The organism is Streptomyces sp. FXJ1.172 (assembly GCF_001636945.3).
Classification (GTDB): Bacteria; Actinomycetota; Actinomycetes; order Streptomycetales; family Streptomycetaceae; genus Streptomyces.
In genome coordinates this window covers 548,194-572,042 of sequence record NZ_CP119133.2, presented here as the reverse complement: position 1 = coordinate 572,042, position 23,849 = coordinate 548,194, and the positions used below count along the sequence as shown (strand labels likewise).

Annotated in this window: 23 protein-coding genes and 4 pseudogenes; 15 read left to right on the top strand and 12 right to left on the bottom strand. The window is 69.4% G+C overall.

All coding sequences use genetic code 11. The annotated features are described in order from the left end of the window. Positions 1 to 950: 950 nt before the first annotated feature. Positions 951 to 1,346: a hypothetical protein gene (locus tag A6P39_RS02970; protein ID WP_067045053.1), complete on the bottom strand. Its 396-nt coding sequence runs from the start codon at positions 1,344 to 1,346 to the stop codon at positions 951 to 953. Positions 1,347 to 1,676: 330 nt separating this feature from the next. Next, positions 1,677 to 1,919, bottom strand: a pseudogene (locus A6P39_RS45340) (potassium-transporting ATPase subunit KdpA); the annotation flags it as partial. Positions 1,920 to 2,033: 114 nt separating this feature from the next. Between A6P39_RS45340 and A6P39_RS02965 the strand changes: the two are divergent. Continuing rightward, positions 2,034 to 3,060: pseudogene (locus A6P39_RS02965) on the top strand (mobilization protein); the annotation flags it as partial. A 184-nt stretch (positions 3,061 to 3,244) separates the two neighbouring features. Here the strand turns inward: A6P39_RS02965 and A6P39_RS02960 are convergent. Then, the gene (locus A6P39_RS02960; protein WP_067045047.1) at positions 3,245 to 3,697 is read right to left on the bottom strand and encodes a hypothetical protein; all 453 of its coding nucleotides are present in this window, start codon (positions 3,695 to 3,697) and stop codon (positions 3,245 to 3,247) included. A 651-nt stretch (positions 3,698 to 4,348) separates the two neighbouring features. Here A6P39_RS02960 and A6P39_RS02955 point away from each other — a divergent pair. Both A6P39_RS02955 and A6P39_RS02950 read left to right on the top strand, forming a co-directional pair. Further along, entirely contained in the window at positions 4,349 to 4,657 is a 309-nt protein-coding gene (locus tag A6P39_RS02955; RefSeq protein WP_067045044.1) for a DUF3759 domain-containing protein, read from the top strand. A 510-nt stretch (positions 4,658 to 5,167) separates the two neighbouring features. Further along, complete coding sequence (locus tag A6P39_RS02950; RefSeq protein WP_234378860.1) at positions 5,168 to 5,464, top strand: hypothetical protein; 297 nt, start codon at positions 5,168 to 5,170, stop codon at positions 5,462 to 5,464. 24 nt (positions 5,465 to 5,488) lie between these two features. On the opposite strand, the gene A6P39_RS02945 is transcribed toward A6P39_RS02950, so the two are convergent. From A6P39_RS02945 to A6P39_RS45335, 4 genes and pseudogenes are all read right to left on the bottom strand, one after another. Then, positions 5,489 to 5,644 (bottom strand): hypothetical protein, encoded by a 156-nt coding sequence (locus A6P39_RS02945; RefSeq protein WP_159396020.1) that lies wholly within the window; start codon positions 5,642 to 5,644, stop codon positions 5,489 to 5,491. Positions 5,645 to 5,731: 87 nt separating this feature from the next. Then, the gene (locus A6P39_RS02940) at positions 5,732 to 7,837 is read right to left on the bottom strand and encodes a catalase (protein ID WP_067045041.1); all 2,106 of its coding nucleotides are present in this window, start codon (positions 7,835 to 7,837) and stop codon (positions 5,732 to 5,734) included. Beyond that, positions 7,834 to 8,382, bottom strand: a complete 549-nt coding sequence (locus tag A6P39_RS02935) for a type 1 glutamine amidotransferase domain-containing protein (RefSeq protein ID WP_067045038.1) — start codon at positions 8,380 to 8,382, stop codon at positions 7,834 to 7,836. Before A6P39_RS02935 ends, A6P39_RS02940 begins: the two co-directional genes overlap by 4 nt. 154 nt (positions 8,383 to 8,536) lie before the next feature. Continuing rightward, positions 8,537 to 8,758 (bottom strand): annotated as a pseudogene (locus A6P39_RS45335) (CBS domain-containing protein); the annotation flags it as partial. A gap of 428 nt (positions 8,759 to 9,186) precedes the next feature. Between A6P39_RS45335 and A6P39_RS02930 the strand changes: the two are divergent. From A6P39_RS02930 to A6P39_RS02905, 6 genes are all read left to right on the top strand, one after another. Then, positions 9,187 to 9,399, top strand: coding sequence for a hypothetical protein (locus A6P39_RS02930; RefSeq protein ID WP_067045035.1), 213 nt, complete (start codon positions 9,187 to 9,189; stop codon positions 9,397 to 9,399). Positions 9,400 to 9,596: 197 nt separating this feature from the next. Then, positions 9,597 to 9,935, top strand: a complete 339-nt coding sequence (locus A6P39_RS02925) for an ANTAR domain-containing protein (protein WP_331454083.1) — start codon at positions 9,597 to 9,599, stop codon at positions 9,933 to 9,935. A 195-nt stretch (positions 9,936 to 10,130) separates the two neighbouring features. Beyond that, positions 10,131 to 11,195 carry a YihY/virulence factor BrkB family protein gene (locus tag A6P39_RS02920; protein WP_067045032.1) on the top strand — a complete coding sequence of 355 codons (1,065 nt, stop codon included), beginning with the start codon at positions 10,131 to 10,133 and terminating at the stop codon, positions 11,193 to 11,195. Between the two features lie 924 nt (positions 11,196 to 12,119). Then, positions 12,120 to 12,491, top strand: coding sequence for a phage holin family protein (locus tag A6P39_RS02915; protein ID WP_067045064.1), 372 nt, complete (start codon positions 12,120 to 12,122; stop codon positions 12,489 to 12,491). Beyond that, positions 12,488 to 12,970, top strand: a complete 483-nt coding sequence (locus A6P39_RS02910; protein ID WP_067045029.1) for a DUF3618 domain-containing protein — start codon at positions 12,488 to 12,490, stop codon at positions 12,968 to 12,970. The genes A6P39_RS02915 and A6P39_RS02910 overlap by 4 nt, the downstream gene beginning before the upstream one ends. Positions 12,971 to 12,975: 5 nt before the next feature. After that, positions 12,976 to 13,242, top strand: a complete 267-nt coding sequence (locus A6P39_RS02905; protein WP_067045067.1) for a DUF4235 domain-containing protein — start codon at positions 12,976 to 12,978, stop codon at positions 13,240 to 13,242. Positions 13,243 to 13,486: 244 nt separating this feature from the next. Here the strand turns inward: A6P39_RS02905 and A6P39_RS02900 are convergent, their stop codons facing one another. Beyond that, positions 13,487 to 14,443, bottom strand: coding sequence for an NADP-dependent oxidoreductase (locus A6P39_RS02900; protein ID WP_067045026.1), 957 nt, complete (start codon positions 14,441 to 14,443; stop codon positions 13,487 to 13,489). Positions 14,444 to 14,499: 56 nt separating this feature from the next. On the opposite strand from A6P39_RS02900, the gene A6P39_RS02895 reads away from it, so the two are divergent. Continuing rightward, positions 14,500 to 15,117 carry a TetR/AcrR family transcriptional regulator gene (locus A6P39_RS02895; protein WP_067045023.1) on the top strand — a complete coding sequence of 206 codons (618 nt, stop codon included), beginning with the start codon at positions 14,500 to 14,502 and terminating at the stop codon, positions 15,115 to 15,117. 16 nt (positions 15,118 to 15,133) lie between these two features. Here the strand turns inward: A6P39_RS02895 and A6P39_RS45330 are convergent. Continuing rightward, a pseudogene (locus A6P39_RS45330) lies at positions 15,134 to 15,244 on the bottom strand (hypothetical protein); the annotation flags it as partial. Positions 15,245 to 15,395: 151 nt separating this feature from the next. On the opposite strand from A6P39_RS45330, the gene A6P39_RS02890 reads away from it, so the two are divergent. Together A6P39_RS02890 and A6P39_RS02885 are read left to right on the top strand one after the other, a co-directional pair. Then, positions 15,396 to 15,638 (top strand): BON domain-containing protein, encoded by a 243-nt coding sequence (locus tag A6P39_RS02890; RefSeq protein ID WP_067045021.1) that lies wholly within the window; start codon positions 15,396 to 15,398, stop codon positions 15,636 to 15,638. Beyond that, on the top strand, positions 15,635 to 16,426 hold the full coding sequence (locus A6P39_RS02885; protein WP_067045018.1) for a metallophosphoesterase family protein: 792 nt from the start codon (positions 15,635 to 15,637) through the stop codon (positions 16,424 to 16,426). Before A6P39_RS02890 ends, A6P39_RS02885 begins: the two co-directional genes overlap by 4 nt. Before the next feature lie 564 nt (positions 16,427 to 16,990). Here the strand turns inward: A6P39_RS02885 and A6P39_RS02880 are convergent. Then, positions 16,991 to 17,215, bottom strand: coding sequence for a hypothetical protein (locus A6P39_RS02880; RefSeq protein WP_275883790.1), 225 nt, complete (start codon positions 17,213 to 17,215; stop codon positions 16,991 to 16,993). A gap of 630 nt (positions 17,216 to 17,845) precedes the next feature. Here A6P39_RS02880 and A6P39_RS02875 point away from each other — a divergent pair. After that, positions 17,846 to 18,979, top strand: a complete 1,134-nt coding sequence (locus A6P39_RS02875) for an alpha/beta hydrolase (protein WP_067045012.1) — start codon at positions 17,846 to 17,848, stop codon at positions 18,977 to 18,979. Positions 18,980 to 19,103: 124 nt separating this feature from the next. Here the strand turns inward: A6P39_RS02875 and A6P39_RS02870 are convergent, their stop codons facing one another. Then, positions 19,104 to 19,751 carry a helix-turn-helix domain-containing protein gene (locus tag A6P39_RS02870; protein ID WP_267893307.1) on the bottom strand — a complete coding sequence of 216 codons (648 nt, stop codon included), beginning with the start codon at positions 19,749 to 19,751 and terminating at the stop codon, positions 19,104 to 19,106. A 28-nt stretch (positions 19,752 to 19,779) separates the two neighbouring features. Next, positions 19,780 to 20,709, bottom strand: coding sequence for an aldo/keto reductase (locus A6P39_RS02865; RefSeq protein ID WP_067045010.1), 930 nt, complete (start codon positions 20,707 to 20,709; stop codon positions 19,780 to 19,782). 67 nt (positions 20,710 to 20,776) lie between these two features. Between A6P39_RS02865 and A6P39_RS02860 the strand changes: the two genes are divergently transcribed. Beyond that, complete coding sequence (locus A6P39_RS02860; protein ID WP_234378858.1) at positions 20,777 to 21,775, top strand: ArsR/SmtB family transcription factor; 999 nt, start codon at positions 20,777 to 20,779, stop codon at positions 21,773 to 21,775. Between the two features lie 294 nt (positions 21,776 to 22,069). Further along, positions 22,070 to 23,563, top strand: coding sequence for an alpha/beta hydrolase (locus A6P39_RS02855; RefSeq protein ID WP_067045007.1), 1,494 nt, complete (start codon positions 22,070 to 22,072; stop codon positions 23,561 to 23,563). The last annotated feature ends 286 nt before the right edge of the window (positions 23,564 to 23,849 follow it).

The window sequence follows — 23,849 nt, the reverse complement described above, 5'->3', positions numbered from 1 at the left end:
CATGGGCGGCAGATCCAGTGCCGGAAGAGGTGGTGCGTCCGGCCCCTTCAGAGTCGTGCGGACCGCCTCCGCGGGATAGCCCGTCCAAGGAGCGCGCGGTAAACCACGACGCGTCCATCCGCACGACGTCCTGCGCTTCTGTACGCCGCTTCGGTGGCCGGTCGAGGGCCTGGCGCACCCTTACCCCGACGACCAGGGCGAGAAAGGCTACGGCAAGCACGGCCGCGGCCACGCCAACACGATCGGCGGCCGGAAGTCTGGTCCAGATCGGCGACAGAAAAGCCACCGTGTGACTGCCGTACTGCGGGTAAGACAGATTCCGCATCACGGCCTCCCTCGTGCCGCTGCGCAGCCAAGCGAGTGCGGTAAGCGGCCGGATCGCCACAGTGCGCGCTACTACTGTCCAACCAAGGAGAGCACCGGAGACCTCTCACTGAAAGTAACCACTGAGTGGGACGAGTGCCAGGCACTGAACCAGTCCGCTGAAGTCCTCCCAGGGTGCGGACCGAACCGGCCCCCATCGCAGCGGGCAACGCCCCGGACCCGGTCGGAGAGTCGTCCGCCCGGAGGGTGGCGCGGCCGCCAACCGGCTCAGTCATGGTGGAAGGCCCTCCATCGATCTATACGGGTCCGATGCCAGTTTCTCCACCATCCGCGTCGACTCATAGTGCGGCCATAGGCCGTACGGGAAGCGTCATGGCCCGTTGGGCCCAGTCGATGCCGAATCCGCCGCACTGTTCTCCCGTCGTCGCACGGGTTCTGGAAGATCTTGCCGACAGACGCGGTGCTGGGCTCACTTCGGGGATGAGGACGGCACGGAAGCTCGCGATCGGGGCACCTTAGGGCGGCCGCCGCGTTAGGACCGGCACGCTGCCGGCTTCGGCGCCCGCCCCGGATCGGCCCTGCGTCGTCTCCTGTTCGACGGCGTGGTGCTGGGTAGCTGCGTGCGGTCAGGAGGCGGGAGGGACGGCGCGGGTCAGGGGTTCCAGGTCTCCGTACAGGGCGGCGTGGAGTGCGGCGGCGAGTTCGCGGGCCCGTTCTTCGCTTCCCACGCCGTGCATCATGAAATAGATCGGTCCCGTGTAGGCGTCCAGATCGACTTCGTGGCTCTGGATCAGACGGGTGATCGTGGTCCGGATCGCTTCGTTGACGGCGTCGGTGACAGCGTGGCCGGAGCCGACGGTGAGCGTGTCCGCCTTCACGGTCCACCGCTGACGTTTCTCGGATTCGATAGCGACGAATACGGCGTTGTGCGCCATGGCGTTCCGGTAGACGTCGTGGAAGGCGTCGGTGCCGGTGACGTCCGGGATGAGGTGGGCGGGGCAGGGAACCGGCAGCGGTTGCACCAGGGCATTGTGCCAGGAGGCGAGGTCTATACGCGTCCGTCGACGCGCGGGCGGGGCGGGGAGGTTGACGACTCCGTAACCACAGCCGGACGTACGAGTTGAGGCAGGTGACATGCGTCTATCGGAGGGTTCAGCGGTCCCATGTGCACTCCGGCGTTGGGCTGGGGCTGCTGGATTCGTGGTCCGGTGACGTGCTGTCATGGCAGACGGCCCCTGGCTCTTCCCCCTCGGAGGCCAGGGACCGTGGATGTCATGCACCCTTCGGCCTCGGTGCACTCGGAGGGCATCTCTCGCCTGATGGACCACAAGCCCGGGGACACCTAGCATCATGGCCAGCAGCAGGACGCCGCCGCCGATGCCGGAGAAGCTGCCGTAGGTGGCGCCGTTCGCGCCGTCGGCGGTGGCGGAGACGCCGAACAGGGTGCTGCCGGGGATCCCGATCCGGGTCTCGGTGCCCTCGAAGTTGCCGCGCACGGCGGTCGGGACGGTGCCGTGGGCGGTGTGCTGGGCGAGTGAGGCGGCGCCGAGCAGGAGGCGCAGGGGCCGCCCGGGCAATGGGCGGCCTCGGCTCACTCGGACCGAGCCGACGGCGGCTGTCTACTCTTGTGTCCTGGACACGGCCGGGAATCGGTGGCGCATGGGGAGAAGGAAGGCAGTCCGGTGGGAGCGGCCGGTATCGCGCCCGCCGGCATCGAGGTCAAGGTCCGGCGCGGCCCTTCAGGAGATCTCCTCGGTTACGCCGTCGGCCGCCCCGGCGACCTCAACGAGGACGATGAGCAGATCTTCCCCCCGGGAGGCAAGATCGCCGATCTCTCCCTGCCCAAGATCAGGGCTCGCCTTGAATCCGGCAGGTCCGAAGAGCACCCCGCCGCCCGCCGCGACCGCCCCAGCACCCGCTGGCATAAAGCCACCGACACGCTCGACATCCTCCACACCGACCTCGCCGACGAAACACACGTCCAGGCCCACGTCGCTGCCCTTGGCGAACTGCTCGAAGCCACCGCCCAGAAGGCCACTGGCAACCTGCGTGCCGAACTCCAAGCCGCATCCAAGGTGTTCGCCCGAGCCCAGCGCTCCCAGATCCGGACCGAAGACCGAGCCGCCCAGGCGCTGCGCAGCGCGGCCCGTGACACCGTCCACACCGCCACCGGCCCCGACGGCAGCGCGCTCGCCACTCTGCTCGCTGCCCTTGTCTGGGCTGCCGTCGTCGCCCGGCGCTGGCACGAAGAACCAGGCCCACCAGGCCGACGCCGCCCGTCAAGCCGTCCAGCACCTCCAGTCGGCCGCCGATCACGCCCTTGCCCCGACACTCACCGAACTCGCCGCTCGACCGCCCAGGGAGGAAGCCCGCCACCTTCTGGCCAGTGATGTGCGAGCAGCAGTCCCCGACCACGCCGATCAGATCCTCGCCGATCCGGCCTGGCCCGCGCTCGCCGCCGTCCTCGCCGACGCCGAAGCCCGCGGCCACCTACCCCACCGGCTCCTCGAGGAGGCCGCTGCACAGCGCGAGCTGGACACCGCTCGGCAACCTGCCCGTGTGCTGATCACCCGTATCCAGCACACCGGCCGAAACCCAGCACCCAACCGCCGCGCCGAAGCCGACCACCGACGCTCCACCATCGCAGCCCCGATCCTCCCCCAGCAGAACAGGAGGTCCCAGACCTCAGTGGCGGCGTCAACGCCCGCGGAACAGCAGCACCGAAAGCGCCGGTAGGCGCTCCGCGCTTCTGCGTGCGTTGCCCTTCTGCGCCGCCGCCAACCGGCTCCGCTCCTGGGTCGCCGCAGGACAGCTCACTTCGGCTGACGCCGCAGCGGGGCTGGACAGGAACAGACCCTGTCCAGCCCCGCTGCGGGTCCGAAAGCGCTGCGATCGGCTGCAGAACCGCTTCAGTTCACCGTCAGCTGACCTGCACGGTGACCGGCGAGGAGTGGAACGTGCCGGACTTGGTCGCCACCCGCACCCGCTCGGTGCCCTTGTTGGTGAACGTCCGCTTGATCGTGTAGGTGCCGTTCTTGTTGACGACCGCCGTGGTCTTCAGCGTGGTCCACTTGCCGTTGTGCATGTGCTGGAGCACCAGTGTGGAACCGGCCTTGATGCCCCTGACCCGGCCCGTGAACACCACGGTGTTGCCCACCTTGACGGCCTTGCGGTTGGCAGCGACGGTGATCGAGCCCATCGCTGTCGGCGTCCGCGTCGGCTTCGTGCTCGGCATGCCGGTACGGGTCGCGGAGGGCTTGGGGCTCGGCGTCCCGGTCGCGGCGACGGCTCCGGCCGTACCGGTCGACAGCAGGGCGGCGGACATGGCACCGGCGGCGAGCGCACGGGCGTGGCGCCTTCGGGTGATGCTCATTGTGGGTCTCCTGGATTCGTCGGAGTTGCTCCCTGGGAGCGAGTCGGCCATTCGGGCGGCTCGCGAATTCAGGCTGGCCCGAGAGCGGCGGAGCGGCATGTCGGGCGGGAGCCGTTGAAACGTCTGTCGCCTTCGACGAAGTCGCAGGTCGCGCCACGCGATCTCCCGCCAGCCGTGGCTGTCTCGCCCCTAGCGCTTGTCACTGAATTGGCGTAATTCCGTTACAGAGAGCGATCGGTGAGGGGTCGCCGGGACGGTCGACCTCCTGATCACGTAGTCCCAGATCGAAGCTTCGGCGTCTGCCAGTCCGCACCGCACGGACGGCGGCGTAGGGATTTGGAGCCGCTCGGTTGTGCACGGGACGACGCAGCTCAGTCCGCTCAGAGAAGCCCGCCACGGTTGCCCGGTCGTTCGCATTGCCCATGCCCGGATCAACGTCGAACCGTGCCCGGCGGCCCCCGCCGCGAGGGAACTCGTCATCCCTTCGGCGGCAGGTCGGTCAGTAGAATCGCCTACCCACGGTGCGTGCCGACTCCGGAGGCCACTCGTTCGGAGGTCTTCGCCGGGCGTGGGCCGGTCGATTCGGGTTTGTCTGGGGTGGTGTCCGGCCGGCAGGCAAGAGATCGGCCGGGCCCTATACGAGGAGAAACCGTGCCCCAGCACAGCATCAGGCAGTACAAGGACGCCCACACCGTCATCTACGGCGGCACCGTCCTGGACCGCAACGTCACCGAGGAGCAGGCCGGCCACGCGGCAGCCTGGGAAGCCACCCGGAAGCTGAAGGAGTCCGGGCAGCCGATCGATAGCCAGAACCTGACCAACACCCTGGAGGCGCTGGCGCGCCAGCAGGCCGACCGGCTCATGACCGACCTCGGCCTGGATTACCTGGACGACAAGCAGGTCAAGCGCCACGCGGCGGCCGCAGCGGCGCGTATCGCCCCTGACTTCGCCACCGCCTGACTCGGTGGCGGGGGCCTCCTGCGGGAGGCCCCCGCTGTTGACTCTGGCGTGTCCTGCCCGTCGTGGTGGCGTTGAAGGCTGCGACACGGCGCACGCGTGTCAGCGGCCCCTGACCGTGTACCGGCCTCGGGATCAGGGGCCGCGAGAAGGCGGGGGGCTCTGGGCCTGCCATGGCAGACGATCGAGTCCCAGAGTCTTGCGCCTGCCTGGGCTCGCTTCACCGCACGGCGTGAAGTCCGCAGGCAGCGGCCGGTTACAGCCGGTGCCGACGTGACATGTGAAGGGCGTCGACGATCTCGCGGCGGGGACGATTGTTCGGCCTGCCGCCTGTGGTGGTCTCGCAGGCGACCGTGGCAGCAGCGGTTCGTTCGAGGTCCACTCGGCGCTCCCGGTATCCGGGGGATAGCGGTGACGGCGGATGCGGGTGTCCTGGGACATGGCCGAAGCGGCCCGCCGACGGGGGGACAGCAGGCCGCTCGTGTGGCTGATTATGCACTGGCGAAGAGGCATATGGAACTGCTGCAGCACGGCGACCCACCCCGCATCCCCGAGCCGCACCCGGAGAACCAATTGGTGCTCTACCTTCGCGGCCCCGAAGCCGTCGAGGTCGCCACCCGGCGGCTCGCCGAGTTCGGGTACAGCCCGGTTCCCGCCGCGAACCCCTACTGGCCGGAACACAGCGCCGTTCTCTTGGAGGACCCGTATGGCTGGCAGGTCGTACTGGCGCCCTGGGTCTTCGGCGAAGAGCCTCAGCCCGGCCGGTTGAGTCAACCCTGGGTATTGGCCCCGGTGTCCCCTCGGCCATGACCCGGACGACCAGGTCCCGGTCGATCACCACTCCGCGCAGCCGGCCCTCGTCGACCACCAGCACGTCGCCGACGTCCCACGACGCATCAGCTGGGCGACGTCGACCACCGATGTCATGAGGCCCACCGTGACGATGCCCGTCGTCATGATCTCGCGAACCTGCTGGGTTTTCTCCCTCACGACAAGGACCGGGGGACGTCCGCTCCTATACCCCGCTTCGCGAGTACCCGCAGTCCGCCGCGCGAAGGGGCACCTGGCGCGTCGGCTTCAGCAGCGTGCCGGCGGCCGGCCCCAATGGCGGTGTGCCCCGATGGCGGCGACGAGCGCCCGTGCGAACTCGGCACTCGCGGGGTGCGGTCCGGCGTCGGTCACCACGCCCTGGTCGGCCACCAACTGATGGGACTGCGTGGACAGGCGGACGCCCTCCGGCTCCAGGACCGTCAGTACGTCCACTCCGTTGCCGAGCGCGGCCACCGGCTTGCCGTGGCGGTAGGCGTCCCGTACGAAACGCATCACGTCCTGATCGCCGGTGAGCGGTGAGGTGTCCATGGCATGGCCGGGGAGCACGACGGCGTCGTACAGCACGGAGGCCACGGTGGGCAGCGCACGGTCGACCGGGCACGGTTCGCCGTCGGCTGCCAGCACGGTGCCGTCTGTCGCGGCCAGCACCTCCACGATCGCGCCCTCGTGGCCCAGCGACTCACGTATCGAGGCGACCTGGCGGTCGTCCACTCCGTCGGCGGCCGGTACGGCGATCCGGCGGGTGCGGATCGACCCCTCCGTAGACAGCGCCTCGATGCTGAGGGCGGGTGAGGACTGCTTGGACGCCGCTCCGGTACCGTCCTGCGGCTCGGGCACCCCGATGCCCCGCGCAACCTGGCTCGCCAACTCGGCATCCACCTGGGACAGTTGACCGATGGTCCGGGCTCGCACGTTCTGTGGCCCGACCTTGCCGAGTTCGAACCGGAACGCCTGCACGATGTGCTGCTTCTCCCAGCCGGCCATGCTGTTCCAGAACAGCGACGGCTGGCTGTAGTGGTCCTGGAAGCTCGCACTGCGGCGGCGGACCTTGGCGCCGTCGATGCGCTCCGCGTAGTGCGTGTAGGCCGTGCTGTCCATGCCTGCCGGGGCCGGACAGCCGCCGCCGAGGGAGTTGGGGAAGTAACTCGTGCCGCGATGGATCGTGCTCTGGTGATAGCCGTCGCGCTGGTTGTTGTTCACGGGGACCACTGGGCGGTTCACCGGCAGCTCGCTGAAGTTGGGCCCGCCCAGCCGGATCAGCTGGGTGTCCAGATACGAGAAGTTGCGGGCCTGGAGCAGGGGGTCGTTGGTGAAGTCGATCCCGGGCACGAGATTGGCGGTGTGGAAGGCGACCTGCTCGGTCTCCGCGAAGAAGTTCTCCGGGTTGCGGTTCAGGGCCATACGGCCGATCGGCCGGACCGGGACCTGCTCCTCCGGGATGATCTTCGTGGCGTCCAGCAGGTCGAAGTCGAAGGCGAACTCGTCTTCCTCCGGCACGAGTTGGACTCCCAGCTCCCATTCCGGGTACGCCCCGGCCGCGATAGCCTCCCACAGGTCGCGCCGGTTGAAGTCCGGGTCACGGCCCTGGCACTCCTGCGCCTCGTCCCACACCAGCGAGTGCACGCCGAGCCGCGGCTTCCAGTGGAACTTCACGAACGTGCCACGACCCTCGGCGTTCACGAAGCGGAAGGTGTGCACCCCGAAGCCCTGCATCATGCGATAACTGCGCGGGATCGCCCGGTCCGACATCAGCCACATGACAGCGTGCAGGGATTCCGGCTGGAGTGAGACGAAGTCCCAGAAGGTGTCGTGGGCCGAGGCGCCGGTCGGGATCTCGTTCTGCGGTTCCGGTTTCACCGCGTGCACGAAGTCCGGGAACTTGATGCCGTCCTGGATGAAGAACACTGGGAAGTTGTTCCCGACGAGATCATAATTCCCCTCCGTCGTATAGAATTTAGTGGCGAAGCCACGTACATCGCGCACCGTGTCGGCGGAGCCACGGGGCCCCTGCACGGTCGAGAACCGTACGAAGACCGGCGTGCGCACGGAGGGGTCCTGGAGAAAGGCCGCGCGGGTGAACTCGGCGCAGGATTCGTACGGTTCGAAGTATCCGTACGCGCCCGCGCCGCGTGCGTGGACGACCCGCTCCGGGATCCGTTCATGGTCGAAGCGGGTGAGTTTCTCCCGGGCGTGGAAGTCCTCCATCAGCGTCGGCCCGCGTTCGCCGGCGGCCAGCGAGTCGTCCGTGTGGTCGACCTGCACGGCCTGGTCCGTGGTCAGCGGCCCGGAAGCGGGGTCGGGGGCGCGGAAGGCATCGAGCTGTTCGTCCTTGCGGTCGGGGGTCGCGCTCATCGGCTCGCTCCCTCCTGCTCGAACACGTCCAGACAGGCCGCGCAGAACGCCTTCAGGTCGTCCGGCTTCCGGCTGGTGACGAGCTTGTTGGGCCCGTGGCCGCAGATCTTCACCTGCTCGTCCCCCCAGGTGCCGCCGGCGTTACGGATGTCGGTGCGCAGGCTCGGCCACGAGGTCAGCTCCCGGCCCCGCACTACATCTGCCTCAATGAGCGTCCACGGCGCGTGACAGATCGCGGCGACCGGACGCCCCTGGTCGAAGAAGTCCTTCACGAACGCGATGGCCTTCTCGTTCATCCGCAAGAAGTCCGGATTGGCCACCCCGCCGGGCAGCACCAGGCCACCGAAGGACTCCGCGGACACATCACCGACGACCTCGTTCACGGTGAACGTGTCCGCCTTGTCGAGGTGGTGGAAGGCCTGGACCTGGCCGGGACCGGTCGACACCAGCACCGGATCGTGCCCGGCCGCAAGACACGCCTGCCAGGGCTCGGTCAGCTCCACCTGTTCGACGCCCTCGGGCGCTGTCAGAAACGCGATACGCATGATCGGTCGACTCTCCTTCCCGATGTCTCCCGTCCTCGTTCTTCGGTTGTCGCGATGGCGCCGTCACATGCTGGGTCCGGCACTGGCGTGGAGATTCGGCGTCGGCGCCACCGGAGGGTGCCGAGGGCGCCTCGACGGCAGCGTCATCGGCACGGACGAGACCCGCTGGTTCACCGTCGGCGATCACGGCCGCGTACCGCGCCGACCAGGCGCGCATCCTCCGCGCGGCGCGGTCGATGTCTTCGTCCACGTGGACCGTGACCGGCTCCTGGGATACCGCCTCGGCCACGGGCCCCCGCCGGGCGTCGGCTCCGTTCGCGAAGGCACCGACCAGATCGTAGTCGCTGACCAGGCCGATCAGCTCGCCGTCTGCCATCACCACATTGCGGCCCCCGTTCCAGGCCCGGGCCCGGCGCTGTCACCGCGCTCCCCGTCGGGTACCCCACCCCGCGCGCTTTACCGTGTGCCCCAGGTGCTCACACGGGGTGCGCCGTCGGCGCCCTCTGCCGCACGCGGGCTCCCGCCCTGGCCCTGCATGAACGCAACCCGCGGGGGCAGTCGGCGGAGGGAGGCGGACGTCGGACCCTGCCGAATCTCGCCGGATGCTCGCGGCGAAGGGGGCCCGAGATCCGCGCTCGGTCACCGTTATGGGATGCTTCCACCGCCGCATTTCATGATCCCCGGGAGGACGGAGGCCCACCGTCTGCAGCTGTCCGCGCCCTGAGTGGTCACCAGACCTTCACACGGGACGGCTGCTGGCCAGGGTATGGGTGGGAACCCGGTCAGGCGTTGCCGGCCGGAGGGATGCGCGCTGTGATCGCCGTCGCCGTGTTGTTGCTGCCCATGCTGGGCCTGCTGCTGTACGCAATGGACCGCATTGAGGAGGGGCTGCGGGGTCGGCCGCGGGTGGCGCACCATGCCCGGGGCGCTCATCTGCGTCTGGTCCACAGCATGGGCCGGCTGTCCGCCGACCGGGGTCCGGCCGGACGTGGTCCGCGGCACCTTGACTCGGCCTGAGCATGTCGACATGACAGCTGACCACCGGGCTACCCGCCATGTGCGGGGTTCGGAAGCCAGCCTCTCGAGTTCTCCGAGTCAGGCTCGGGGAGTTCAGCACGTTCCAGTCAATGTCCCGTGACGTTCCAGGGTCACGGGGTTGCGCACGGGGAAGCGGGGCAGGCGAACATGCGTCCCCCGCTCCGCTGACACTTACGGTGATACGCATAACTTCCGCCGCGGTCTCTGCCCGACAACCCGGCGCTCGTCCCCGCGTCGACGGCCTCGCGCAGGACGTCGTACAGCTGCGGGCGGAAAACGAGCAGCTGCAGCGGGCGGTCGTCTCCCACGCGGTTGTCGATCACGCCATCGGGGTCCTTGTGGCGATAGGGAGGATCAGTCCGCGTGCCGGATTCACCGTGCTGCGTGAGGTCTCACAGCACACGAACACCAAGCTGTCCTTGATCGCCGAGCAGATCATCACGTGCACGCAGGCTGCCGCCTTGCCCGGGATGATCCTGGCCGAACTCCACGCTGCCTTCGCCCGCAGAAGGTGACCAGGTCGGGCGTGCGGGACCAAGCCGGGGCGGGGTCAGGCGGGGCAGCGGCCGATCAGGCTGCCGCCCGACTGGTCCAGTAGTGCGATACGGGCGGTGATGCGTTTACCGACCGGCTCCCGTTGCGCCTCTGTCAATCCCGTCGAAGTGTGGAGAGTTTCTTTAGGCGGGGCCCTGGTGGGTTACCCGGGGGTTATGGCGAAGCTGCATCTGCCAGGGCGGAATGCGCACCACGGCAGCGATGAGGCCCGGGAACGCGAGGTGCCGGGGCCCGAGGAGGTCGGGCCCGGGCCTGAGGTGGAGCGTCGGGCACCGCACGCGCCGACGAAGCTGCCCAAAGGGGCCTGGGGTGCCGTGCTCAGGGGTGCGCTGCGGGAGTTCAAGGACGATGAGCTGACCGACCGCGCAGCGGCCCTGACCTACTACGGGGTGCTGTCGCTGTTCCCGGCGCTGCTGGTGCTCGTGTCGCTGCTGGGCATCACCGGCAAGTCGGCGACCGGCGCGGTGCTGGCCAACATCAAGAAGTTCGCTCCTGGCTCGGCCCGGGACATCATCACCCGGGCTGTGGAGCAGCTGCAGAGCAACGCCGGGGTCGGCTCCGTCATGGCGCTTGTCGGCATTGTGCTGGCGGTGTGGTCGGCCTCCGGCTATGTGGCGGCGTTCATCCGCGCGGCGAACGCCGTCTACGACATGCCGGAGGGCCGCCCGGTGTGGAAGATCCTTCCGGTGCGCATCGGCGTGACGGTCGTGCTGATGGTGCTCGCGGTGGTTAGTGCGCTGATCGTGGCGTTCACCGGCGGCCTGGCCCGTCACGCCGGTACCGCGCTCGGGATCGGGAACACGGCGCTGACGGTGTGGTCGATCGCCAAGTGGCCCGTCCTGGTCATCCTGGTCACCGTCATGATCGCGATCCTGTACTGGGCCAGTCCGAACGCCAGGGTGAACGGCTTTCGGTGGATCACCCCGGGCAGCTTCCTGGCCCTCGTGATCTGGATGTTCGCGTCCGCCGCCTTCGCGTTCTACGTGGCGAACTTCGCCTCGTACAACAAGACTTACGGCACCATGGCCGGCGTCATCGTCTTCCTCCTCTGGTTGTGGATCACCAACCTGGCCATCCTGATGGGCCTGGAATTCGACGCGGAGACCGTACGCCAGCGGGCCGTCACGGGCGGCCTGCCGCCCGAGGCGGAGCCGTACACCCAGCCCCGTGACACCCGGAAGTGGGACGAGGAGGACCGACGCCGCCTGGGCGACGTGTGACCCGCCCCCCGATGATCTCGGGTGTAGGGCGGTGACCTCGGGATACTTGCCTACCATGAGGCTTCTGGCACGTTGCGTGACGCTGATCGGTCGCTGACCGAACAGGCGGCCTCCCGCATCCCGCCGCGTCGGCCGCAGAGAGCACGAAGCTGTGGTGCCGCCGCCGCGGCCGCAATGGCATCGCTGGGAGGGTTGGGCGTCCGCAAGGCAGCGGCGGTCGGCCTGGCCTCCCTGGTCATGGCCCAGCTCATCTGCCACGGCCTGTGCAAACAGCTGGCCGACCGCCCCCGGCCGACGAAGAACTGGTTCCCCACGACGAGGTCGACGACCGCCCCGGCTCCTCCTTCTTCCCCTCCGGGCACACCGCCGCCGCGGTGGCCTTCACGCCGCCGTCGCACCCACGTGGCCAGCCGCCGGCGCTGCGTGTGCGCCGTCGGCCGCCATGGAGGCGCTCGAGCGGGTGCAAAGCGGCGCTCACTATCCCAGCGAGGTAGCCGCCGACGCCGAGGGCGTGAACGACGAAGAACGGCGCGGCACCTGACCGCGCCCACCTCGCAAGAGGCGCGCCGGCCCGCTCGGAACCTGCTCGAGCGGGCCGGCTGTGTGCCCGGCGGGCGAGCCGTCAGGCACACCGGGGACAAGCCGGACAGGCCGCCGCCGCAACCTGTCAGCCGCACCATGCGGCTAACCCATGCATCCGCGGTCAAACCCCGCAGGCCCACCTCCTGGCCGTTGCCGCAAGTGGGCCATAGCCGCCCTGAACTCGCCCGTTCGGGGTACTCGCGCGTTCATCGGATGGTCGGGCGCATGACGCAGGCCCGGCCTGCAGGATGTTGAGAGAGACGGGAGGTGACCGCCGTGTCGAGCACGCAGCCGCACTCTGCCGGATCCGGCCACAGCACGGGCCGCTTCGGCCAGGACCCGGTGGGCGAGCTGGTGCAGCGGGCCTCGCAGCAGCTGACCGAGCTGGTGCGCGGCGAACTGAGGCTGGCGCAGGCGGAGATGAAGGAAAAGGGCAAGCACTACGGCAGGGGCGGTGGCCTGTTCGGCGGTGCCGGTGTCGTCGGTTTCCTGATGCTGCAGGCGCTGGTAGCCACCGTGATCGCGGCGCTGGCGGTGCCGTTGCCGGTGTGGGCGGCGGCGCTGATCGTTACGGCGGTGCTGGGTGTGATCGCCGCGGTGATGGCCATGAGTGGAAAGAAGCAGGTCGGCCAGGCCGCGCCGCCCGCGCCGGAGCAGACGGTCGAGAACGTGAAGGCCGACGTGGCCGAGATCAAGGAGAGTGCGCACCGATGACCCAGCCGCCCCATGACGAGCCCACCGCCGCCAGCACCGAGGAATTGCGTGAGCAGGTCGAGCAGACTCGCGAGGAGCTCGGTGAGACGGTCGAGGCGATCGCGGCGAAGACCGATGTCAGGGCACGCGCCCACGAGAAGGCCGCTGAGGCCAAGGAACAGGCCGCCGCGAAAGCCGGCGAGCTGAAGGAGCAAGTTGCCCTGAAGGCGGGGGAGCTGAAGGCGAAGGGCGCCGATTTGGCCCACCAGGCGCAGGACCGGCTGCCCGACCCGGTCAAGGAGAAGGCCGCCCAGGCCGCCGAGCAGTCCCGGGCGAAGGCGGCTCAGGCCGGTCAGTTGTGGCAGGAGAAGGCGCCCGAGCCGGTGCGGCACAAGACGGCCCAGGGGGCGCAGCTGGCGCGGGACAACCGCAACCTGTTGCTGGCGGCAGCGGGCGTGGCCGTCGTGCTGTGGCTGGCCTGCCGCCACCGGAAGGGGTGAATTTGGTGAAGGCATCGAAAATCGCCTACAAACCGGTCGGGCTCGCGCTCGGCGCCGTCAGCGGCATGGCTGCGGGAGCGTTGTTCAAGCAGACATGGAAGGTGCTCGGCCATGATGATGACGCCCCGGACGCCACCGACGAAGAGCGCTCCTGGACTGAGGTGCTGCTGGCCGCCACGCTGCAAGGCGCGATCTTCGCCGCGGTCAAGGCGGCTGTCGACCGCGCCGGAGCCACCGCCACCCGTAATCTGACCGGAATCTGGCCCGGCTGACGCGCAAAAGGGAGTGGGAGGGCCGGCACGACACGGATTCCGGCCCTCTCATCACCCCCGACCGGTACCCCTGGAAGGACTCCTCACAGCCATGTCCAATGAGCACGCGGCTGCCGCGCTGACCGCTGCAGCGCGGGGAAACCCGTTCATCCTGGGCGGGCGGAGCCGGGGCTGATCGGCCGCCATCCTGGTCACGATGGTTTGCCCCCTGACGCAGTCGTACTGCCTGCGTGCGCAGCCGGCCTCAGAGGTCGATGACGACCTTGCCCTTCACGTGCCGGCCGGCCTGTAGCCCGACCGCGGCCTGGATCTGATCGATCGGGAAGGTCGCCGCGACGGGCACCCTCAGCCGGCCTTCCGCGACCAGGCGGGCGATCTCTTCCAGGGCGCCGGGGGCGGCGTTCGCGCCGTTGGCGGCCACCACTCCCTCGACCTGCGCGGCGATGGTGCAGATGCGACTGTCCGGGACCTCGAGTTCTCTCGCCACGTCTACTGTGTCGGTTCCGTGGAGGTCGATGGCGGCGGTGATGCCGTCAGGGGCGAGGGCTCGAACCCGCTCAGCCAGGCCGTCGCCGTAAGTGACCGGCTCAGCTCCGAGGTCACGCAGATGGTCGGCTGACGTCGCCGATCCCGTCCCGATCACGCGCGCTCCTGCGATGCGGGCCAGCTGGACGGCGAACACGCCGACCCCGCCGCCAGCGCCGCCGATCAGGATCGTGTCGTCCGGACCGGGGGAGACCGCGTCGAGGGCTGCGGATGCCGTGCGGCCCGCGATCGTGAGGGTGGCGGCGGTGCGGTCGTCGACACCGTCAGGCGTGTGGTGGGCCTCGTTCGCCGCGAACTTACCGGACGAGTCGACCACCACGAAGTCGGAAACCGCGCGAGACAGGGCACCGCCGAACACCCGGTCGCCGATCGCGAAGCCGCTCACTCCGTCGCCGATCTGGTCGATCACACCCGCGTAGTCGGTCCCGAACCCGGCCGGCAGCGTCAGGCCGAACGTGGCCGCGGTGTCTGCATCGGCGGTCATGACCCAGTCCATCGGGTTCAGACCGGCCGCAGTGACCCGCACTCGGACCTGCCCTGGCCCGGCCTGCGGTTCCAGGACGTTCCGGATGTCCAGGTTTTCAGGGCCGCCGAAGGAGTGCATCCGTACCGCCCTGCCACTGGCTGCGGGTGATGGGTCGTTCTGTGTCTGCATGGCACCTCTCTCCTCGACGGCGAAGGTAGCAACGAAGCGGACTATGCTCCGTTTGCATGAACGACCGTAACACAAACGGAGCATGTTCCGTTTCTGGCGAGATGGAAACCCGCACGCCACGGGCGGACGCAGCACGCAACCGCGACCAGCTGCTCTCGGTGGCGACCCGCGTGTTCATGTCGGCCGACGCTGAGCCCTCGATGCGCGCGATCGCCCGCGAGGCCGGGGTCGGCATCGGTACCCTCTACCGTCACTTCCCAACCCGCGAGTCGCTGGTCGACGCGGTCTACAAGGACCAGGTCGTGCGTCTGACGAGCGGCGCCCGCGAACTGCTCGACCATTTGCCCCCCGCGGCGTCGCTGCGGCGCTGGATGGATTTGTTCGGGGATTGGATAGCGGCCAAGAACGGCATGCTCGACACGCTGCGAGCGATGATCGACTCGGGCCAGGTCGCCCATGCGCAGACCCGGACCGAGCTACTGACGGCCATCTCCACCATTCTCGATGCAGGCCGTACGGAGGGCGACCTCCGCGCCGATATCGCGGCCGAAGACATCGCCGCCGCTCTCATCGGCACCTTCACCGTGGCCCCCCGGCCTGATCGGAAAGCCCAGGCCGATCGCCTGCTGAACCTGCTGATGGACGGACTCCGGCCCGTCCCCCGGCCGTCCTGAGGTCGATCCTGTTCCCCTACGGCGATCGATGAGGCGGGCGGGCCATGGCGGCTGGGTTGGCGATGCGGTCGAAGTCCTCGGCGCTGATGGAGCCGGAATCCAGTGCGACCTCACGCAGGGTGGTGCCCTCCTCGTCGGCCTAGTTCGCCCACCGGCCGGTGACACGTCGACTGGCAGGAGGTGCGCCGCAGTTGCGGGGACGAGCCGATGCCCGCCGCCTTCCTCTACCTTCTGGAGCGGCTGCACGTCATCGGCCCCGACCAGGAACAGGAGCAGCGATGAACCTCGAATACCGCGTGGCCCACGTCACCGAGCGGCTCGCGGAGGGGCCCTGCAGCGAGCTTGGGGTGCGGGCCGAGATCCGCGGCGAGACGGTCCTGCTGACGGGCACGGTGCCGTCCGCCAGATGCCGCGAGGACATCCGGCGCGTTGCCCACGAGGAACTGCCGGGTGTGCCGGTCCACTGCGACCTCGTCATCGCCGAGAGCCGCCCGCCCGACCACTGCGAGGAGCTGGCATGATCCGGGTCGCAGCCGTCGGTGACATCCACATGGGTCTCGACAGCCAGGGCGTGCTCCGCCCGGCTTTCGAGACCCTGCCCGACTGCGCCGACATCCTCCTGCTGGCCGGCGACCTCACCCGGCACGGCACGCCCGAGGAGGCCCGGGTGGTCGCACGAGAGATCAAGGACCTCGGCGTCCCGGTCGTCGCCGTGCTCGGTAACCACGACCATCACGACGGCCACCCAGACGAGGTCACGGCCATCTTGCGGGAGGGCGGAGCACACGTCCTGGAGGGCGAGGCGACCGTGGTGAGCCACGGCGGTCTACGGATCGGCGTGGCCGGCACCAAGGGGTTCGGCGGCGGGTTCGTGGGCCGGTGCGCCGGCGAGTTCGTCGAGCCCGTCATGAAGGAGTTCGTACGGTATTCACGCCATCGCGCCGACGGTCTGCGCGCGGCTCTGGAGGAACTCCACCGGTACGAGTGCGACGCGCGGATCGCCCTGACCCACTTCGCCCCCGTGGCCGACACTCTCGCCGGAGAACCGATGGAGATCTACCCGTTTCTCGGCAGCTACCTCCTCGCCGAGGCCATCGACACCGCCGGCGCCGACCTCGCCGTCCACGAACACGCGCACGCCGGCACGGAACACGGCATGACAGGCGGCGGCGTGAAGGTGCGCAACGTCGCACAGCCCGTCATCGGGCGGGCATTCCACATCTACTCCCTGGATTCGCGTCAGCCCGGCGAAGCACCGAGTGCCAGGGATACCCGGCCATCACCGACCGCACAGACCGGCGAACAGTGAGAAGGGGACCGCACTGGCCCAGCATGTGCGCGACATCATGACGAGCGACCTCGTGGCGTCGAACCGCAGGCGTCGGTGACCCATAAGCCCGGCTGATGCAGGACGAGGACGCCGGCGCCGTCCTGGTGACCGGAGGAAGGACGTCTGCGGCGCCTGGCGGGTGACCGCTAGCTGGTAGTGCGGGCTTCAGCCGGACAGCGCCGGTGTCGAGCACGTGGGCCGACGTCGGAGTGCACGCGATGACGCTGTGGCAATGGACTCGTCGACCGGTGCTGATCTCGGTGTCGGTGGTGTGCGGCCGCATCGCGGGAGCGTCGACGCGAGCAGTGAAGGACGCCACTACCCGGCCGAGCATGTCCCGGACGAAGCCGGTTGGCCACTGGGCAGGCGTGTAGTCGGCGTTCAGGTCGACGTGATGAATCAGCACCTCGCACAACCCTGCGGTACTCCATGGCGAACCGGGCGGCGGCACTACGCAGGTCGGCCACGAGTTCGGCGGTACTACGGCCCGCCCCTGCCTTCACTGGGTCACTCAGGCATCTTCCGTTGACAAAGGGGCGCTGATCATGGACTGCCGCCAGATGCACCACGAGCTACGGCCGCGTCCGGCGAACCGGTGCGCGCCTCACGCGCCGCGAGGCGGTGCACTGCCACGAGTACGTGCCGGAGTTCGGCGTGGCGCAGGCGGCGGTCGTGGAGCAGGCGGCGAGCACCGGGCAGAACGCCGTTGTCCCAGCAGGTGCCGACCGAGGCCGGGATCGTGCCCGAGCCGGTGCTGGTGGTGGGCAAGCCGTACGAGGAGCGTCGTGCGTACGCTGTTCCAGAAGGCGTGGCCCCGAGGTGGACGTGGTGTGTCATCGACATGAGGCGGGCGCGCTGCAGAGTGGGATGGAGTACCCCGGAGCAGGGCTTGATGATCCCGCAGGACGTCTCGGAGTTCGTGCGGCAGCCCCTGATCGGGTTGGCCGACGGCGGGTTCAGCAGTCGCCTGCTGCGCCGCTGACCTCGGCAAACAGGCCGGTGCCCGTGAAGGAGGCACTCCGCACGCTGGAGGACGACCGCACGTCTCCTGCCCCTTCCCGAGGCACACTGGAGTATCGGTACAGGTGGCGGCGGTCCGAGCGGTCCACGCCGGTGCGAACCCGGCCAGCGATCGCCCGGCCGACCGCTTGCGCTCACGAGCGTATGGCTCCACCCGCGAGGCCCTACGGTCGGAAAGGGGGGCGCCGTGAGGAACCAGCTGTTCCTGGATCCAGCGGGCGCTGCTGGGGCGTGCCCCACCCGCCTGCTGGTGAATGACCCCCGGCCTCTCGTCGTCGACCGTCGTGACAGGCGCCCGGCCACCACGGCATCGGGGCGGACCCGCCCTCCTGCCAGGCCGAGGCTGAACGCGGTCCGGCATCCGGCCGCGGCGGCGTCATGACCACAGCCGGGCCATTCCGCACCGCCGGGCTGATGGCGCTGACCGGCTGGCCGTTCCTGGCCCTGCTGTGCGCGCTCTCGATCGCACTGATCACCGTGACGATGGTGATGTGGAACCGCTGGCCGACGGGATGGGCTCCGGTGCTGCGACTGGGGTGCCTGTTGCTGCTGATGGCGGCGGGCGCCGTGGTGACGGCCGATGTCGTCAACCGCGAGTTTGGCTTCTACACCTCGTTCGATGACCTCCTCGGCCGGCTGCCGCCCGTCACCGCGACGCCCTGCTCCGCCGGCACCGGCGGGCCGCCCGTGGCGCCCGCGCACGGACGCATCGAGCACGTTCGGCTGACCGGTTCCGTCTCCGGCATCTCACGCGATGCGTTGGTCTACCTCCCGGCCGTCTACGCGTCACCGGCTGCGACCCACAGCCACTTCCCGGTGATCGAACTGTTCCACGGTTACCCGGGCGGACCAGGCGCCTGGCAGCACCACCTGGGCATGACCGCCGTGCTGGACCGGGAGATCGCCGCGCGCTGCATGCCGCCGGTGATCGTCGTCGTTCCGACGGACAGCGAGCCGGGCCACGACGGCGAGTGCGTGGACGCGGTGGACGGCCGACGCAACGAGACCTACCTGGCGGTGGACGTACCAGCGCAGCTCGCGGCACGCTACCGGGTCTCTACCGCGCCCCGCAGCTGGGCGGCGATGGGGTACTCCACCGGCGGGTTCTGTGCCGTCAACATCGCCTTCCACCACCCGGCACGGTACGCGGCCGCCGCTGCCCTGTCCGGATACTTCGCCCCGGTCACCGACGCCTCCACCGGCGACCTGTACCGGGGCAGGCACAGTGTGCGGCAGTGGAACAACCCGCAGTGGCAGGCCGCACACCGGCACGTCGGCCTGCCCCTGTACGTCGTGGCGGGACGGGCCGACCCCGAGGCACAGCGCGCCATCGACCATCTGAAGGCCGCTGCACGGGGCCGCGTGGCCATCACCACAGGTGAGTCCCCGGATGGCGGACACAACTTCACCGTGTGGTCCAAGGCATGCCCAGCCGCGTTCGACTGGCTCGCCGGCCACCTCCCGGTGTCCGTGCCCCTGCTCGCACCCCAACCCCAGGACTTGGGTGGGTGAGCCATGGGAACCACGCCAGGACTTCACGCCCGGACCTACGGCTTCGGGCTCGGCGCCGTCCTCGGGTTGATCGGCGCGCTCGCCTACAGCTCGTTCGTGCTGGAAGCCTTCCTCCACACGGGCATCAGCCCGCTGCGCTCCTACGTGCGAGGGTCGGGTGGCAGCGGCAGCGGGCCTGGATCGAGGTCTTCTCGTCGCTGGAGACCACGTATTCGTCTGGGCCGAGGGGTTCGCCCTCGTAGGTTCGGGCGTATAGGCCAAGGACGCGCTGGGCCTTGGCACGGAAGTCCGGGTCCCGGATGAAGATCCAGGACTGGTGCTGCCAGGGCTTGAGTGCGTCCTGACGAAGCCAGCGGCGCACGGTGGACGCCGAGACGGTGTCGGTGACGCCGCGTGCGGTCAGTTCGGCGGCCAGTTCCGGGCACGACCAGCGCGCCAGCGGCACCCCAGTCTCGGCCGGGAGCTGGCAGGCCAGGGCCTTGGCCTCGGCGACCTGCACGGGAGTCAAGCGGGCCGGGCGCCCGCCGCGCCTGCAGTCGGCCAGAGCCGGCAGGCCGCCGTCGGCGAACCGGCGCCGCCAGGTGCGCATGGTGTCCACGTGCACCCCCACCTCGACAGCGATCCGTGCGTTGGACCTGCCCCGACTCGCCATGAGCACGATCTGCGACCGGACCCTGGCTTGGTGCGGAGTCTTATGATCGTAGGCCGCCTTCTTCAGCCGTTGCCGCTCGGCGGCCGTCAGGGTTATGGGGAGGGCGGCAGGAACAGGCAAGGCAGACAGACCGATCAGCAGAAGTGGATCACAATGCCATGGGGGTCTTGCTCATGCCGTCTCGTGGTGGGGGGGCCAGGGCGGTGAGTTCTTCCTCCGACAGGCGCAGGAAGCCGACGGCGACGTTCTGGGCGAGGTGGTCGAGGTCGCCGGTGCCGGGGATGGCCAGGACGTGGGCGCCCTGGTGCAGCGTCCACGCCAGCCGGATCTGGGCTGCGCTGACGCCGTGGGCGCGGGCGATGGTGTGCACCTCCGGGTTGTGGTCGGTGCTCGCGCCGGCGGTGCGTCCGGTGCCGGCGATCGAGTAGAACGGCACGAACGCGATGCGCTGTTCACCGCAGAGGTCCAGGAACTCCTTCTGCTCGCGCGATGAGCCGATGCCGTACATGTTCTGGACGCAGACCACCGGCGCGATGGCCTGGGCCTCGGTGAGGTGGTGAAGGTGGACGTTGGACAGGCCCAGGTGACGGATGAGTCCGGCCTTGCGCAGTTCGGCGAGTGCGCCGAAGCGTTCGGCGATCGAGTCGGTGCCGACGATGCGCAGGTTCACCACGTCGAGGTGGTCACGGCCGAGCTGACGCAGGTTCTCCTCGACCTGGCCGCGCAGCTGCTCGGGAGTGGCGTGCGGCAGCCACTGACCCGAGGGATCGCGGCCCGGCCCGACCTTGGTGGTGATGACGAGGTCGTCCGGGTAGGGGGCCAGCGCCTGGTTGATCAGCTCGTTGGCCGAGCGCAGCGATGAGAAGTAGAACGCGGCGGTGTCGATGTGGTTCACACCGAGCTCGGCCGCGCGGCGAAGCACACGGACCGCCTGGTCGCGGTCGCGTGGGACGGCATCGTCCGCGAATGCCTCGCCGTGCTGCGGCAGGCGCATCGCGCCGAAACCGAGACGGTTGACCGTCAGGTCGCCGAGCTTCCAGGTGCCAGATGCCGCTGCGGTGATCGTCTGTGAGGTCATGGCGGGATGATCTCCGCACGGTAGGCTGGCCCGCCATTGATTCATACATGTCTGAATCGATTGAGGAGTGGTTGTCCTGGCGGAGCTGGCGTTCTCGACGAGCGATCTGGCGCAAGTGCGGTTCGCCGTCTCACCGATGTGGGAGGTCGCGCCCAGCTTCCGATTGCTGAGGTCCGGCACTACGCATCCGGTCCACCGGGCCTGGGCCGACCAGGTACGGCCGCGCCTGGTGGCCGCCGGGCTGGACCGGGGATGGCTCTGCGAGTTGATCCCGCCCACCGGCGGCTACGTCCCCGACTTCCTCAACACGGCCCCCGCCGGCCCGGCCCCCACCCTGGCGGCAGAGCGGGACGCGATCCGGGCCGCGCCCGCCGACCGGGTCCGCCAGGACCTCGACCACCTGGCCCGCCACCAGGGAACCCTCGGTCGCCGGCTACGAGCCCTGCACAACGACCCACAGGGCCTCCTGGCCAAGGTCACAGAGGAAATAGAAACCTACTGGGAACTGGCACTCGCCCCCTACTGGGCACGCGTTCGGGCAGTCCTGGACGCAGACATCCTCTACCGGGCCCGTCTGGCCGCCGAGCACGGCACCGGCCACCTCCTCAACGACCTGCACACGTCGCTGAGCTGGGACAACAACGTGCTGCGGATGGCCCGCCGAAAGCAGCCACTGACCCGCACGACGGCAGGCACGGGACTACTGCTGATCCCCTCGGCCTTCACCGGACCAGGGCTGCGCACCCGAACGACACCGCCGGATCCACCCCAACTCGCCTATCAGGCACGCGGTATCGGCTCACTCTGGCACACACGGCCCGTCACACGAGCCGACACCCTCTCCGCCATACTGGGCCGCTCACGCACCCTGCTGCTGACCGAGTTGGAGATCCCGGCCTCCACCACACAACTGGCCCACCGCACCGGACTCTCCCCAGCCGGGGTATCCCAATACCTCACCGCGCTACGCAACGCGGGCCTGGTCAGCGCCCACCGCGCCGGCCGCTCCGTCCTCTACGCCCGCACCACCGCAGCCGAAACTCTCCTCCAAGCGGCCTCCGCCTGACCTCATGTCAACCCCCGAAGGACTTTCGGAGCCGACCACTTAGCCAGGCGGGTGCGACGCAGCTCCACCGCGCCCAGCCTGCCTATCGAGTCGTGATCAACGAGTGGTCCGGGGATCCCATTGATCCAGATCATCGAGGCGCAGGCGCAGGCGGAGGCCGGCCCCTCGTTTCACTCCGTGCCGGGAGCGGCGGACGGACTTCATGACGGCCTCTCGGCAAGCAGGTAAGCCCCCTTGCCAGCGCGGGGGTTCACCGGATGTGAGCGGCCCGCCGGATCCGCGAGGCTCGTCCTCATGAAGCAGAGCAGAAGTCTACGAGCCGCCTGGCTCACCGTCTCCGCGGCGCTCCTCGGCCTCGCCACTCCGCTGAGCGTCGCCCCTCCCGCGACAGCGGTACCCTCTTCGCCCGCCCTCCAATGGACCCGGTGCGCGGGCGACGTGCTCGATGCGCGTCAGCAGTGCGCCTCGCTCAAGGTGCCGATGGACTACGCCGACCCCGGCGGCCGCACCATCGACATCGCCGTCTCCCGGATCCCCGCCGAGAAACCGGCCATCCGGCGCGGGGCGCTGCTACTGATTCCGGGCGGGCCGGGCAACACAAGCCTCACCGACCCTTCCGGGAAGGGTCAGAAGCTGCCGCAGGCCGTGCGGGACCAGTACGACCTGATCGGCTTCGCCCCGCGTGGGCTCGCTCCGTCCACCACCGTCAGCTGCGCCCTCCGGCACCCCGACCTTGCCACGTCGACGTTGCGGCCCTGGCCGGCCCCGGACGGTTCGATCAACGGGAACCTGGCCACCGCCCGCCGGCTGTCGCAGGCCTGTACACGCAACGGGGGCGAGCTGATCCAGCACATCAGCACCGTTGACGAGGTCTACGACATCGACCGCATCCGGGCCGCGCTCGGCGAGCACCGGCTCGCCGCCTGGGGCGTCTCGTACGGCACGTACGTGGGCGCTGTCTACAGCCAGCTGTTCCCGCAGCACACCGACCGCATCGTGCTGGACAGCAACGACGACCCGGATCCCGCCCTGGTCGAGCGCGGCTGGCTGCACGCCTACGAGAGCGGGGTGGAGGACACCTTCCCCGAGTTCGCCCGGTGGGCCGCGAGCGCCGGCAATCCGGACCGAGTGGCGACGACCGCAGACGAGGTACGGCCGCTGTTCCTACGCCTCGCCGCCCGCCTCGACCGGGTACCGCTGCCCTGGCCGGGCGCCAACCCCCCGGAGCTGAACGGCAACACGCTGCGCCAGACCATGCTGGACAGCCTCTACGCACCCAGCCGCTTCCCCGTCCTGGCCGAGCTGATGCTGGCCGCCCGGCACGGCACGGTGCCTCCCGCGCCGATGCAGCCGCCGGACCAGGCGCTGCAAAACCTCGCCGCGGTCAGCATCGGCACGATCTGCAACGACGTGGCCTGGCCGACGTCAACGGCCGACTACCGCAGGGCCGTAGCCGACAGCCGCCGCCTGCATCCGCTCACCGCGGGCATGCCCCGCAACGCGATGGTCTGCGCCGCCTGGCCGTACCCGCCGCCGCGGCAGCCGGTACGAATCACCGGCCAAGGGCCGTCCGGCATCCTGCTCGTGCAGAACGCCCGTGATGTGGCCACTCCGCTCAGCGGCGCCCTGAGACTCCGCCGGGCCCTCGGCGCACGCGCCGTCATGGTCACCGTCGACTCCACTGGACACAACGCCTACCTCGCCAACGGCAACGCCTGCGGCGACCGCGCCGTCTCCCGCTTCCTGGCCACCGGTCAACGACCCGACGGGGACATGTACTGCCCCTGATCCTGCCTCTTTCAGGTGCGGCGTGTGGCGCGGATTGAAATGGTGGCGGAGGGTGGCAGCGAGTGGTACCTCGGCGATCAGAACGACAGCGCGGTGTACAAGTCTGTTCCGGCGAGCGCGACATCATGTCGAACCAGGCGTCGACCGCGAAGAGTGCGGCGGTCGCACCAGCGACTGCGGGTAGGTGCGGTGTCCGGGTGCGCTAATGATTATCAGCGGCGGCCCCGCCTCCCACGAGACGGGGCGGAAGCGCCACCGGGTCGCACCTCTGGTCGCACTTCCGGTC